The sequence below is a fragment of the Nocardia sp. NPDC052316 genome (genome assembly GCF_044547795.1).
In the GTDB taxonomy this organism is placed as follows: domain Bacteria; phylum Actinomycetota; class Actinomycetes; order Mycobacteriales; family Mycobacteriaceae; genus Nocardia.
Genome location: NZ_JBIUBB010000002.1, coordinates 919008 through 931493 on the forward strand (window position 1 = coordinate 919008; position 12486 = coordinate 931493).

At 67.7% G+C, this 12486-nt stretch carries 10 protein-coding genes; 4 read left to right on the plus strand and 6 right to left on the minus strand.

The genetic code is table 11. The features are described from left to right. Nucleotides 1-26: 26 nt before the first annotated feature. The 5 genes from ACIHA7_RS10955 to ACIHA7_RS10975 form a co-directional block, all read right to left on the minus strand. Nucleotides 27-695: a 1,4-alpha-glucan branching protein gene (locus tag ACIHA7_RS10955; RefSeq protein ID WP_397288018.1), complete on the minus strand. Its 669-nt coding sequence runs from the start codon at nt 693-695 to the stop codon at nt 27-29. A 108-nt stretch (nt 696-803) separates the two neighbouring features. Then, nucleotides 804-1949: an RNA polymerase sigma factor gene (locus ACIHA7_RS10960; protein WP_397288020.1), complete on the minus strand. Its 1146-nt coding sequence runs from the start codon at nt 1947-1949 to the stop codon at nt 804-806. Between the two features lie 6 nt (nt 1950-1955). Next, nucleotides 1956-2360, minus strand: coding sequence for a YciI family protein (locus ACIHA7_RS10965; RefSeq protein ID WP_397288022.1), 405 nt, complete (start codon nt 2358-2360; stop codon nt 1956-1958). A gap of 97 nt (nt 2361-2457) precedes the next feature. Further along, entirely contained in the window at nt 2458-2955 is a 498-nt protein-coding gene (locus ACIHA7_RS10970) for a pyridoxamine 5'-phosphate oxidase family protein (protein ID WP_397288024.1), read from the minus strand. 388 nt (nt 2956-3343) lie between these two features. After that, the gene (locus ACIHA7_RS10975) at nt 3344-4300 is read right to left on the minus strand and encodes a hypothetical protein (RefSeq protein ID WP_397288026.1); all 957 of its coding nucleotides are present in this window, start codon (nt 4298-4300) and stop codon (nt 3344-3346) included. Between the two features lie 461 nt (nt 4301-4761). Between ACIHA7_RS10975 and ACIHA7_RS10980 the strand changes: the two genes are divergently transcribed. Together ACIHA7_RS10980 and ACIHA7_RS10985 are read left to right on the plus strand one after the other, a co-directional pair. Continuing rightward, nucleotides 4762-6381, plus strand: a complete 1620-nt coding sequence (locus tag ACIHA7_RS10980) for a carboxylesterase/lipase family protein (RefSeq protein WP_397288028.1) — start codon at nt 4762-4764, stop codon at nt 6379-6381. A gap of 95 nt (nt 6382-6476) precedes the next feature. Continuing rightward, on the plus strand, nt 6477-7682 hold the full coding sequence (locus tag ACIHA7_RS10985; protein ID WP_397288030.1) for a site-specific integrase: 1206 nt from the start codon (nt 6477-6479) through the stop codon (nt 7680-7682). Between the two features lie 52 nt (nt 7683-7734). On the opposite strand, the gene ACIHA7_RS10990 is transcribed toward ACIHA7_RS10985, so the two are convergent. Continuing rightward, nucleotides 7735-8376 (minus strand): TetR/AcrR family transcriptional regulator, encoded by a 642-nt coding sequence (locus tag ACIHA7_RS10990; protein WP_397288032.1) that lies wholly within the window; start codon nt 8374-8376, stop codon nt 7735-7737. Between the two features lie 77 nt (nt 8377-8453). On the opposite strand from ACIHA7_RS10990, the gene ACIHA7_RS10995 reads away from it, so the two are divergent. Next, entirely contained in the window at nt 8454-9896 is a 1443-nt protein-coding gene (locus tag ACIHA7_RS10995; RefSeq protein ID WP_397288034.1) for an MFS transporter, read from the plus strand. Nucleotides 9897-10220: 324 nt separating this feature from the next. Then, the gene (gene helR / locus ACIHA7_RS11000; protein WP_397288036.1) at nt 10221-12419 is read left to right on the plus strand and encodes an RNA polymerase recycling motor ATPase HelR; all 2199 of its coding nucleotides are present in this window, start codon (nt 10221-10223) and stop codon (nt 12417-12419) included. The last annotated feature ends 67 nt before the right edge of the window (nt 12420-12486 follow it).

Below are 12486 nucleotides of genomic sequence, written 5' to 3' on the forward strand. Positions count from 1 at the left end.
GGCCCATCCTCTTTCTGCAGGTTTCGCTAACTCGCCACGTGACCGTCGAAAGACAGGAACACCCCTCGTACCGAAGTACCGTCCGGCAGCTGCCATGCGGCGGTGACGTGACCAGCGCCGGCCCGGTCGGACGACTCGTCACCGGGTTGCAGAACCCGATTCACCCGCACGATCGCGGTGCTGCCGGGTACCTGAGCACCGACCATGATGTCCGTGCGCGCCGATCCGTCTTCCACCACCGGCTCGGATTTCAGTGTGGGAACGGCGATGTCGGGTGTGGTCACCGTGACCGACTCGTCCACGGTAGCGCTGGCATGCTGCGCCTGCGGCCGTGCCGTTCCGCCGAGCAGAGCCAGAATCTGCGCCACCACCACCGGATCACGCGTCCCGTCGTAGAGCCACCGTTGCCCGAGCACACCGTGCATCGACGTGCCGATCAGCGCGTTCTCGGCGCCGTCGCGCGGTCCGCCACGATAGGCGAACGGCACCTGATAGGTGACCGGCTCTGCGCCCGAAGTATCGGTCACCGCCATGAATTCGATCCCGACCTCTCCGTCCGGATCGTCGAGCCGGAAACCCCCGGTCCGCTCCAGCACCGGGCGAGCGCTTCCGCGATACCACGACCTGGTCGGCAACCACGAGGCCAACAATTCGACTTTGGTCGGCACCATCGTGGTCTGGTGGATCACGGCCATGCTTCGAGTCCTCCTGCTCCGCCTCGCGGCGCTGTCGTGTGTCGAGTTTATGGGACCGCGTCGCTTCGACCGCCGTCTATGCCGTTGACTCTGCGACGATTTCAGGCCTCACCCGCGCAGCTTCATGTTGAGTCGTGCGGCTTGACGGGTCAGATGAACGCGCTCCGGGAGGCTGGTGGCCGACCCGGCAGCTTCGGTGTACAGCCGTGCCGCGGTCACCAAGTCACCAGCCTTTTCGTGCAGGTACGCCGCGACCGCGGTATGCCGGGGCAGGCCGGAGTCGAGCTCCGCCAACGCGGCGAGCCCGGCCCGCGGTCCGTCGGCCTCGCCCACCGCGACGGCTCGATTGAGGCGGGCCACCGGATTGTCGGTCAGCCGCACCAGCTCGTCGTACCATTCGACGATCTGCACCCAGTCGGTCTCCTCGGTGGTCTGGGCGTCGGCGTGCAGCGCCGCGATCGCGGCCTGAGCCTGGAACTCCCCCAATCGATCTCGGCTGAGGGCGGCTTGGAGGATGTCGACACCCTCGGCGATCATCCGGGTGTCCCACAGGCTTCGATCCTGTTCCGCGAGCGGCACGAGGTTCCCGTCGGCGGCGGTCCGCGCCAGCCGCCGCGCATGGTGTAGCAGCATGAGGGCGAGCAGTCCCGCCACCTCCTCGTGCTTGGTCACGACCGCCAGCTGGCGGGTAAGCCGGATCGCCTCGGCGGCCAGGTCGACATCGCCGGAGTAGCCCTCGTTGAACACGAGGTAGAGCACGCGCAGCACCGTGGCGACGTCACCGGCGCGGTTCAATCGGACACCCGACACGGTCCGCTTGGCCCGGCTGATGCGCTGGGCCATCGTCGATTCCGGCACGAGGTAGGCCTGTGCGATCTGTTTCGTGGTCAGCCCGCCGACCGCGCGCAGGGTCAGCGCGACGGCCGACGCGGGCGTCAACGACGGGTGCGCGCACAGGAAGTACAGCTGAAGTGTGTCGTCCGCCGTCTCCGCCGGGCCGGGCGCGGGCTCCTCCTCGAGGAGTTCCTCGCGCCGCCGCCGGGAACTGTCGGCGCGGGCGGCGTCGAGGAACTTGCGCCAGGCCACGGTGACCAACCAGCCCTTGGGGTCGCGCGGCGGATCGTCGGGCCACACCCGCACCGCTTCGAGCAGTGCTTCCTGCACCGCGTCCTCGGCCGCCGCGAAGTCCGCGCCGCGGCGGCCGAGGACGCCGATCACCGCGGGCGTCAGTGCCCGCAGCAACGCGCCATCCACTGCGTGTCACTCCGTAATGGTCGGCGGCGGGCTCCAGAACGGGCGCACCTCGAGCCACTCTTGCACCGGCTTACCACCCGCACCCGGCGCCGCGGACAACTGCCCGGCGAGCTCGATCGCCCGCTCGTAGCTGTCGACGTCGACCACCATCCAGCCTGCGATCAGATCCTTCGTCTCCGCGAACGGGCCGTCGGTGATCGGCGGCCGCCCCTCACCGTCGTAGCGGACGAACGTGCCCTCCGGGGCGATCGCCTGCGAGTCCACGTACTCGCCGGTGCCCTGCAGCCGAGCGGCGAAGTCTTCCATGTATTGCACGTGGGCCGTGATCTCGTCCGGTGTCCACTGGTCCATCGGGACGCCGTTGACCGATTCGGGTGCGCCTCGGTAGTGCTTGAGGAACAGGTACTTCATGAGGTCTCCTTGATGTGGTTCGGCCCATTGTGGCCGGTCTGGTTCAGGGACGGAGTCGCGGACGAGTTTTCGACATCGTGCCGCGAGAATTTCCGGCTCAGGCTTGCTGGCGCTGCGCCCGCTGCTCGATCAGCTCCTCGATCGGGCTCGGCAGATTCGTCTCGAAGTCGATCAGCTTCGCCCACGTCGGGGTCACCACGATCCGGACCATGCTGTCGTACAGCGCCCGGACCCCAGCCTCCCATTCGACGCGCTGCTCGGGCGTCATCTGGTAACTGCCGTTCATCTGCAGATACTCCTCGGGGATACCGTCGACCACGTCCAGCTCGACTCGACCTCGGATGAGCAGCAGTTTCGGCGGATGCACCTCGGTGTCGATCGTCAACGCCACCATCGGGTTATGGCGCAGGGCCGCCAGTTTCGGGGCGTTCGTCGAGGTGCACAGGACGATCTCCGAACCGTTCCAGGTGAAGCCGATCGGGATATTGCGGGGCGTGCCGTCCTTGGCCACGTACGCCAGCCGGGTCAAGTCGCGGGCCAACAGCTCTCGGCTGATCGGTCGGTTCAGCACCTCGGTGATCTCGTTCGGTCGCATGGTCGTCCTCTCGGTGTGGTCGGCCTTTCTGGCCGGTGTATCCCTGGGACGGAGCGGGCGACCGGTTCTCGACATCGTGGCGCATGGGAATTTTCCGGAGCTCCCCGCAGAGTGCTGCACATGCCGGACCGCCCCTTGTCCGTAGCTCTGACGCCGGGACTGACGGCTCTCAAGGCTTGGCCGACGAGCGGAGCCGATGGTGGCGATGTGCGTCGAACGTCGCAGGCGTGCCGCTGCGACGCTGCCGTAGCACCTGCCACTCTCCGGTTGCCTTATGGCGTAACAGCTGGCGAAGAGACGGCTTCTCCGCTGGCCAACACCGATGCTGATGGCCGTCGTAGCCGTTCGGTCCTGACCGGTGATCGATTCGGGATCGCCGAGTACGAACTCACGCCCCCGATCGACTGTCCAGCGCCGTGACAGTTCCTGGCTTGCGGCGGGTTTCGGCGAGGAGTTCGTCGAGTTGGGCCTCGGCGCGTTCGGCACGGGCCAGGGTTTGGGTGCGGGCTTCGTCCAGTGCCTCGATGCGATGCGCCGCCTCGGTACGCGCCTTCTCGATGGCGGCCGCTGCTTCGGCGCGGGCCGTGGCGAGGTCGGCGGCGGCGGTCCGGCGGATCTCGGCCAGTTCGGTGCGCGCGGTGTCGAGTTCGGCGCGGACCCTGCGCCATTCCTCGCGGGCCTCGTTGGCGGCTTCGATGCGTTCCATCGCGGCCTGTTCCGCACGCTCGGTGGCCCGTTCGGCATCGGCGGCGCGCTGGACGGCGAGATCGCGTTCCGACTGTGCCGCACTGACCTGAGCCGCCGACTCGCGTTGCGCGTGCGCGATCTCCGTGGCGGCGCGTCGTTCGGCCCGTTCGACCTGCTCGGCGGCTTCCTTGCGAATGCGATCAATCTCCTCGGCCGCCTCGCGCCGCGCGGTGCGGACCTCGGCTTCCGCTTCGCTGCGCGCGGCGAAAACGTCATCGGCGGCCTGCCTGGTGGCGCGCTCGACTTCGCGCAGGGCGTCGTCGCGGGTGCTGTTGGCGTCGGCGACCAACGCTTCGGCCCGTTCGGCCGCGCCCGCTGCGTCGTCGGCGGCGGCCTCGGCGAGCCCGCGCGCCTCCTCCGCCTCACGTCGCGCCTGTTCCGCGGCGACAGTGGCCATTTCGGCCTCGGCGATCCGCCGGGCCGCATCGGCTTGCACTGCCTGGACCTGCGCTTCGGCAATGGACGGGTCGCCCAGCGTGGACAGTTCGGCGACGGCGGCATTGAGAGTGTTGCCCAATTGGTCGGCCAGCCCACGGAACTGGATGAGCAGCTCATCTGCGCGGAGCCGGGCTGCGGTAACCGGCCCCTGCTGCGTCACAGTGACAGAACCGGCTGGTGCATCCGACTCCTCTTGTAGCCGTTGGCGTTCCCGCCACGCGCGCCATCGCGTGTGATCCGGGTGGTCGCAGTATTCGGAGGGACGGCCGGGTCCCCCGCCGCGCGTGATCGGTCGGGAGCAGCCCGGGTAGTTGCAGACGTTGGACACTGGAGAATCGTAGCGTTGGTTTCGTCACTACTGACGTATTCATACGAAACGAAATGTGGCGCGTCGCAAAGAGACCCATTCGGCGACGCCGCCGTTCTGACCGCCGATAAGTGAACATTATCGGTGGTCAGACACGGCCAGTCCTCCGCAGACTCCTCCGAAGTGATTGGTTTTAATACGTTTACGTTTGGTCGCATCCAACGAAACGTAACGGCAACGAAACCCATTGGAAACTGTGCACCCCTGTACGGACGTACCACTTATCAGTTCGGCACCGTCGGTTCGCTACAGGAGTGGCAATTGATCGGTTGGGTGAGGCCGATCCCCGCAACCAGTTCATCGCTCACCTGATCCACTACGCCCAGACCCAATCGGGGCACCCGCAGTGGACGATTGAGCGGTGCCTCGCCGGAGGCAAGCATCGGGCATCAGACGGAAGCGAGCACTCTGACGTGGAATACGACGGTGAAGTCCGCACGGCTGCCGGGATTGTGCGCGGTAAGTGGGAGAACGCTGTGGCGGTCTTCCGGGGTATCCCCTACGCCCAGCCGCCGGTGGGGGCGCTGCGGTTTGCCGCACCTGCTGCGGCGCGGTCCTGGGATGGCATTCGCGATGCGCTGGAGTTCGGACCGTCGGTGCCGCAAGCAAACGCGGTGTCAGGTGGTGACTGCTTGACCCTCAACGTCTGGTCACCCGACCTCGGTGCCGCCGGTCTGCCGGTGCTGGTGTGGATCCATGGCGGCAAATACCTGGAGGGCACCTCCGGCAACCCGCACCACGACGGTACGACTCTTGCCCGGTCCGGTGTGGTCGTGGTCAACATGAACTATCGCGTCGGCGCGGAAGGGTTCGCCCATATCGACGGCGCTCCGGACAATCGCGGGATTCTCGACCAGGTCGCCGCGCTGCGATGGGTGCAGGACAACGTCGCTGCGTTCGGTGGTGACCCGGGGAACGTCACCGTGTTCGGCCAGTCCGCCGGCGCGGGTTGTATCGCGGCGCTGCTGGCTATGCCGGTGGCTGCGGGGCTGTTTCGCCGTGCCATCGCCCAGAGTGTCCCCGGCACTTACTTCACACCGAGGCTCGCTGCCGCGATCTCGACAACGATCGCCGCGGAAGCCGGTGTGCACTCCACCGTGGACGAGCTGGCCCACATTTCACCGCGCGCTTTGATCGACGCGACCGAAGCGGTCATTCAGAAGATGCCAGCGCATGTCGCATCGTGGGGGCCCACGGCGCTGACGCCTACACCGTTTTCACCCGTCGTCGACGGTGATGTCCTGCCTTCAGCGCCATGGCAAGCGCTCGCCGCCGGTGCCGCACGCGGCATCGATCTGCTCGTCGGGCATACCCGTGACGAATACCGACTGTTCAACACCCAGATGGGTAATGAGGTGACCGATGAACAGGTGACGGCGACACTCGAGCTTCTCGCGCCCGCCTCGGACGAGGATTACCGAACCGCTTATCCCGAGGCCGGTCCGGGGCACCTGTATGAACTCGTCAACGCCGACTGGCTGTTTCGCATGCCGAGCCTGCATCTTGCGAACGCGCACCACGCCGGAGGTGGGCGAGCCTGGACCTACGAACTCTGCTGGAGTTTCAACCCCGCGCAGGGCGCCTCGCACAGCCTCGACAACCTCCTCGTGTTCGGCACGCTCAGCCTCGACGAAGTGCGCAGCTACGGCGGACCGACCGCGGTGGACGAGGCCCGCCACGTCGGCCACGAGATGCGCACCGACTGGCTGAACTTCGCGAGCACCGGCCACCCCGGCTGGACCCCTTACGAGCCGGACACTCGATCAACTCGCGTCTACACCGCCGAGCCGAGCATCAAGACTTACCCCGAAGAACTTTCGCACCGTATCTGGCGCACCCATCGATTCGACGTGCAGGACCTGCGTACCGAGTGAGACTCGCGACGCCGACACCCCGACGCGGTCGATAACCGTGAATTCGACTGCGGCGACGGGACAATGACATCGGTCTAGAAACAGGGAGCTGATCGATGGAAGAGCGCGCCGCTGTCATCGCGATGCCGGAGTCGGTGCGTACCGAGCTGCGCCGTGGCGTGCGCAGTGTGCTCGTGGACGCGGCCGCGCTGCGGTTGGTGCGGGAGCGGTTCGACGACGATCAGGCGGGTTCGCTGCGCCGCTATCTCGAAGCCTCACAGTCGGCGAATACGTTGCGCGCCTATCGAACCGACTGGATCGCCTGGTCCGCATGGTGTCTGAACGAAAGTCGACAGGCGATGCCCGCGGACCCACTCGACGTCGCCGTCTACCTCGCGGCCGCGGCCGACGCGCGCCGCGACACCGGGGAGTGGGCGTTCAGCGCGGCGACGCTGGAACGCAAGTCCGCCGCGATCGCCGCCGTGCACGCCGCCAACGGATTGCCCTCCCCCACCCGCTCCGACGTTGTCCGCCTCACGCTGCGCGGCGTCCGCAAGACTCGGCGCACACAGCCGAAACGCAAACGCCCCGTGCTGTTGCACACGCTCGACCAATTGCTGGCCGGGCTACCCGAACCCGGCTGGCCCACCGAGCCCGCGCGGCGCCGCGACGCACTCGTCTTGTTGATCGGGTTCGCCGGCGCGCTGCGACGCAGCGAGCTCGCCGGGCTGCGCATCGCCGACGTCGAGGTGCAACTCGATCACACCACCGGTGAGCCGGTGCTACTGGTACGACTGCCGTCGACGAAGACCGACCCGACCGGTGTCGCCGAACAACGCGTCGCGCTGCCCCGTGGCCAACGCCCGCGCACCTGCCCCGTCTGCGCCTTCGCCGACTGGGTGCGCCTGCTCGAAATACACACCGCCGCAGGCACACCCGGCCTGCGCGCCCACCTCACCAGCGAAACCACCGACCCGGACATCCACCGCTGCCACGGCTTCACCGGAACCGCCCTCGCCGAGCAACCCGACCTTCCCCTGTGCCGCACTATAAATCGTCACGGTACGGTCGGCGACACTCCGATGTCCGGCCGAGCCGTCGCCGAACTGGTCAAACGCTACGCCGCCCGCGCCGGACTGGACCCCGACCTCTTCTCCGGCCACTCGCTACGCGCAGGCTTCGCCACCCAAGCCGCGCTCGGCGGTGCCAGCGATCGCGAAATCATGCGTCAAGGCCGCTGGTCCAATCCGCGCACCGTGCACGGCTACATCCGCACGGCAAACCCATTGGAAGACAACGCCGTAACCAAGCTCGGCCTGTGAGTTGAAAGGCACCGCGCCGGAAACGTACGGCGCCTAGTCGCCACAGACGGCGCTAGGCGCCGTACGTTTCCGGCGGAAGCAACTGCAAAGTGAGAGCATCCATGGCCCAGGACTCCCACTCCTGGCTGGTCCATCCACGTTCGTGGACGAGCAGCCGGTAGGTCTCGGGAGCGAGCACGGTAAGTGCGATATCGGCGGCCCGGTCCTCGGTTATGCCGTGTCGCAGCGGCGTTTTGGCGGCAAGGGCGGTGGCGAGGCGTAGCTGGACCAGGCGCCGTTGGGCGATATTGGTCTGCCAGAGCTCGGCGAGTTCGACGTCGGTCGACGCGGCCGACCGAACGACTTCGAGCAGCGGGCTGACGCGGGCGTAGATCGTGGCCGCCGCGGCGACTTGCAGACGGATCTGCTCGGCGGGCGCGGCCGCCACGGCTGCGGCGAACCACGGACGGTCCATGGTGGCGACCGGTTCCGTGTCGCCGGCGATCTCGACGTCGAGTAGTTCGGACAGGATCGCGCGCTTGGTGGCGAAGGTGAAGTACAGCGTCTGGACCGCCATGCCTGCCGCATCGGCGATGGCCTTGATGGTGGTGGCCGTGTAGCCGCGGGTTGTGAACAGTTCCCTCGCCGCCGCCAGCATTTTGGCTCGGTTTGCGGTCGTCTTGGCCGCCCGCGCGCCGGTGCTCTTCCCTGTCATGTGTCGAATACTACTTGACTAGAGCGCCGCTCTAATGAATTCTCACTGGAGTATCACTACAGTGAGAGGAGTCGCTCATGGCGAGCAACGGTGCACTAGGGGCGCGAGACCGGTTGATCCTGTTGTTGATCACAGTCGTCGAGTTGGTGATCTTCCTGGACACGACCGTGCTGAATGTGGCGCTGCCCAGCATCGGGGCCGACCTCGGGCTCGACGAGGCGGGCCTGGGTTGGGTGACCAACTCCTATCTGCTCACCTTCGGCGGATTCATGCTGCTCGGCGGGCGCGCCGCCGATCTGCTCGGTCCGCGCCGGGTGTTCGCGATCGGCCTCACCGTCTTCACCGTGGCCTCCGCGCTGGCCGGGTTCGCCACGGAGCCAATGATTCTCATCGCCGCGCGGGCATTGCAAGGTCTCGGCGCGGCGGTGGTCATCCCCGCTCAGCTGGCCTTGCTGGCCACCACCTTCACCGACCCCGCCGTGCGCAATCGAGCCTTCGGCGTCTGGAGCGCCATGGGGGCGGCGGGTGCGGCCATCGGCACCGCGGTTGGTGGACCGCTCACCGACCTGTTCGGCTGGCCGTCGATCTTTCTGATCAATCTGCCCGTGGGGGTGCTGGCGCTCGCGTTTGTTCGGGTACTGCCGCCTGACCCGGCTCGGCCGACCGGGGCCGTGGGTCGGCTCGACGTGCCCGGCGCGATCACCGGCACCGCGGCGCTGTTGCTCGTCGGTTACGCCATCGGCGCGGTCGGCGACGAGTCCGCGCGCACGCTCGCCGGGGTCTTGCTCGTCGTAGGGCTCGCGCTGCTGGGGTATTTCGTCTTCCTCGAAGCGCGTAGTCCGCATCCACTGATGCCGTTGCGGCTGTTCAAGATTCGCCAGGTGAGCGGCTCGGCTCTGGTAAACGCGCTGGTCGGCGCGGCACATGTGCCCACCTTCGCGCTGCTGGCGCTATATCTGCAGAACACACAGCGCTACAGTCCGACCGCGTCCGGCCTCGCGGTGCTGCCGGTCGCCGTGGTGAACATCGTCATCTCCCGAACCGTGCTGCCTTACGCGCTGGATCGGCTGGGCGCTCGGCGAGTGCTGACCGCCGGTCTATTGCTGCAGGCCCTGGCTATGGCCTGGTTCGCCCGCCTGCCCGAGCACGGCAGCTACCTCATCGATGTGCTGCCCGGCGCGGTGCTGCTCGGCATCGGTTTGCCCGCCGCCTTCGTCGGCGTCACCGCGCCCGCGGTCACCTCTGTCGACCAGGCCGACGCCGGGATCGCGGCGGGCATCGTCAACACCGCACAGCGCGTCGGCTCGGGGCTCGGGGTCACCGCCGTGCTGCTGATCGCCGAGCTGGCCACCCGGAACTCGACGGCGAGCGACGCCTACCGAGCGGGCCTGAATCTCGCGTTCGCGGCCGCGGCCGCACTCGCCGCGATCGGCGCCTTGCTCGCTGTCGTCCTACTTCGCTCGGGTCCGGCCTCGGCCGCACCGCCGAAATCGGAGACAGCAGCCGCAGTGCACGACTGACCGACGAGCTGAGGTATGCCGCTGACGCGGCTTCGGAGGGGTGGTCCGCTTACTGCGGACAAGAAAAATGGAAAGGATCGCTCCTTCCCACTCTCACTGTATAGCGCACACCCGGGCTTGCGGCAAGGCCCGGGTGATGCTGCACAATTGCCCGCCTAAGCAGAACCCTGCGGGAATGGGAGTCGTGAAGTGCGTGTGTTGTCTTCGACGGATGGGGACGTCGAACCGCTCGAGGGAGCCGTCGCCGATCAGCCGGGAACGGTCGCCGGTGTTCGCATGGACCGTCACGACATCGTCGAACCAGAACAAACAGTGAAGGGGCACATGCCAACCGAGTGGTATGAAGCGGAATTGCAGTCCGAGCGCGGCTATGTGGCCGGGCTCTACGCGCGGCTCGATGCCGAGCGCGCCCGAGTGAAGGGCAGGTACGCGGCGGCGTTGCGCGGGAACGACGGCACCCCGATGGAGCGGGATTTCGAGGTGCGCGCGCTGGCCAAGGAGGCGATGCGGCTGGACGTGGCCGACAACGGGCTGTGTTTCGGTCGCTTGGACACCCTTGCGGGCGAGCGGTCCTACATCGGCCGGATCGGCCTGTTCGACGAGGCGAACGAGTTCGAGCCGCTGCTGCTCGACTGGCGGGCGCCGGCGGCGCGTCCGTTCTATGTGGCTACCGCCGCGACGCCGGAGAACATGCGTCGCCGCCGCCAGTTCCACACCCGCGGACGTCGGCTGGTCGATTTCACCGATGAGGTGCTCGGCAGGCCGGACGGCGCGGAGCGGGGGGACGCGGCGTTGCTCGCGGCGGTCAACGCGCCGCGCGGTGACGGGATGAACGACATCGTGGCGACGATCCAGGCCGAGCAGGACGAGATCATCCGGCTCGAACACCCCGGCGTGCTGGTGATCGAGGGCGGGCCGGGGACCGGAAAAACCGTCGTCGCGTTGCACCGCGTCGCGTATCTCCTTTACACGCAGCGCGAGCGGATGGAGCGTCAGGGTGTGCTCGTCGTCGGCCCCAATCCGGCGTTCCTGAACCACATCAGCCGCGTGCTGCCGTCGCTGGGCGAGACCAACGTGGTGTTCACGACCACCGGCGACCTCGTGCCCGGACTGCGCGTCACCGCCGAAGACACCCCGCGGGCGGCTCGCCTCAAGGGTTCGCTGAAGATCCTGGATGTGCTCGCAGCGGCGGTCGCCGATCGGCAGCGGTTGCCCGACGAGCCGCGCATCATCGAGTTGGCGGACGTCACGGTGCGCATCGACGCCGAGACCGCGGGGTGGGCCCGAGAAGAGGCGCGCACGAGCGGGCGGCCGCACAACGAGGCACGCGAGGTGTTCCAGGAAATCCTCACCTGGGCGCTCACCGAACGTGCGATTGCCCGGATCGGCAAGGGTTGGCTGACCCGCTCGGACACCGAAGCGTGGGAGCAACTGCGCGAGGACCTGATCGCGGAGCTCGCGGACAACGACGCGTTCACCGCCGCACTCGACGAATTCTGGCCGATCCTGACTCCGGAAACGCTGCTCGCCGAGCTTTATACGTCTGCCGAACGACTACGCGCGGCGGGCGGCGACGAGGCCCTGTTGCGCACCGACGGCGCCGCCTGGACGATCTCGGATGTGCCGCTGCTCGACGAACTGGTCGATCTGCTCGGCCGCGACAAGCCCGTCGACCAGACCGCGGAGCGGGAACGCACCGAGCAGGCGCAGTATGCCGCGGGCGTGCTCGACCTGATGGTCGGCCGCGAGGACATGATGGACGACGAGGACCACCTGTTCGCCCAGGACCTGCTCTACGCCGAGGATCTGGCGGATCGTTTCCTCGAGCGCGACACCCGCGAACTCGCCGAACGCGCAGCGGCCGACCGGGACTGGACCTATCGGCACGTCGTCGTCGACGAGGCGCAGGAACTGTCCGAAATGGATTGGCGGGTGCTGATGCGCCGCTGTCCCGGCAAGTCCTTCACGGTGGTCGGCGATCTGGCCCAACGCCGGTCGGCGGCCGGTGCCACCTCCTGGGACGCGATGCTGCAGCCGTACGTGCCCGGCCGGTGGGTCTACCGGTCGTTGACGGTGAACTACCGCACCCCTGCCGAGATCATGGCCGTTGCCGCCGCGGTACTCGCCGAGTTCGCACCCGATGTGCAACCGCCGGAGTCGGTGCGCGCGTGTGGTGTCCAGCCGTGGGCCAAGCGGCTCGGCGCGGACGAAGTATCGACTGCCATCGAGCAATTCGTCCGTGACGAGGCCGGGCGCGAGGGCACCAGCGTGGTGATCGGGCCGCCGGATGTGCCCGGCGCGGTGGCGGCGTCGGAGACGAAGGGTTTGGAGTTCGACGCCGTCCTGGTCGTGGAGCCGGAACGGATCCTCGCCGACGGGCCACGCGGTGCGGCCGAGCTCTACGTCGCGTTGACCCGCGCCACCCAGCGTCTCGGCGTTGTGCACCAGGGACCGTTGCCGCAGGCCCTGACCGGACTCGCCGAGTCCGGGACACCCGCCCAGGTCGGCAGCCGACTGCGGTAGTTATTGGCGCGACCGTCCCATATCTTCCGATTGCTGGATATATGCTGATCTTGTGCGATCAGCGCCG

Coding starts and splice junctions, on each gene's coding strand:
- ACIHA7_RS10955 (WP_397288018.1), bottom strand. CDS start 695: ATGGCCGTGATCCACCAGACCACGATGGTGCCGACCAAAGTCGAATTG.
- ACIHA7_RS10965 (WP_397288022.1), bottom strand. CDS start 2,360: ATGAAGTACCTGTTCCTCAAGCACTACCGAGGCGCACCCGAATCGGTC.
- ACIHA7_RS10970 (WP_397288024.1), bottom strand. CDS start 2,955: ATGCGACCGAACGAGATCACCGAGGTGCTGAACCGACCGATCAGCCGA.
- ACIHA7_RS10985 (WP_397288030.1), top strand. CDS start 6,477: ATGGAAGAGCGCGCCGCTGTCATCGCGATGCCGGAGTCGGTGCGTACC.
- ACIHA7_RS10990 (WP_397288032.1), bottom strand. CDS start 8,376: ATGACAGGGAAGAGCACCGGCGCGCGGGCGGCCAAGACGACCGCAAAC.
- ACIHA7_RS10995 (WP_397288034.1), top strand. CDS start 8,454: ATGGCGAGCAACGGTGCACTAGGGGCGCGAGACCGGTTGATCCTGTTG.
- helR (WP_397288036.1), top strand. CDS start 10,221: ATGCCAACCGAGTGGTATGAAGCGGAATTGCAGTCCGAGCGCGGCTAT.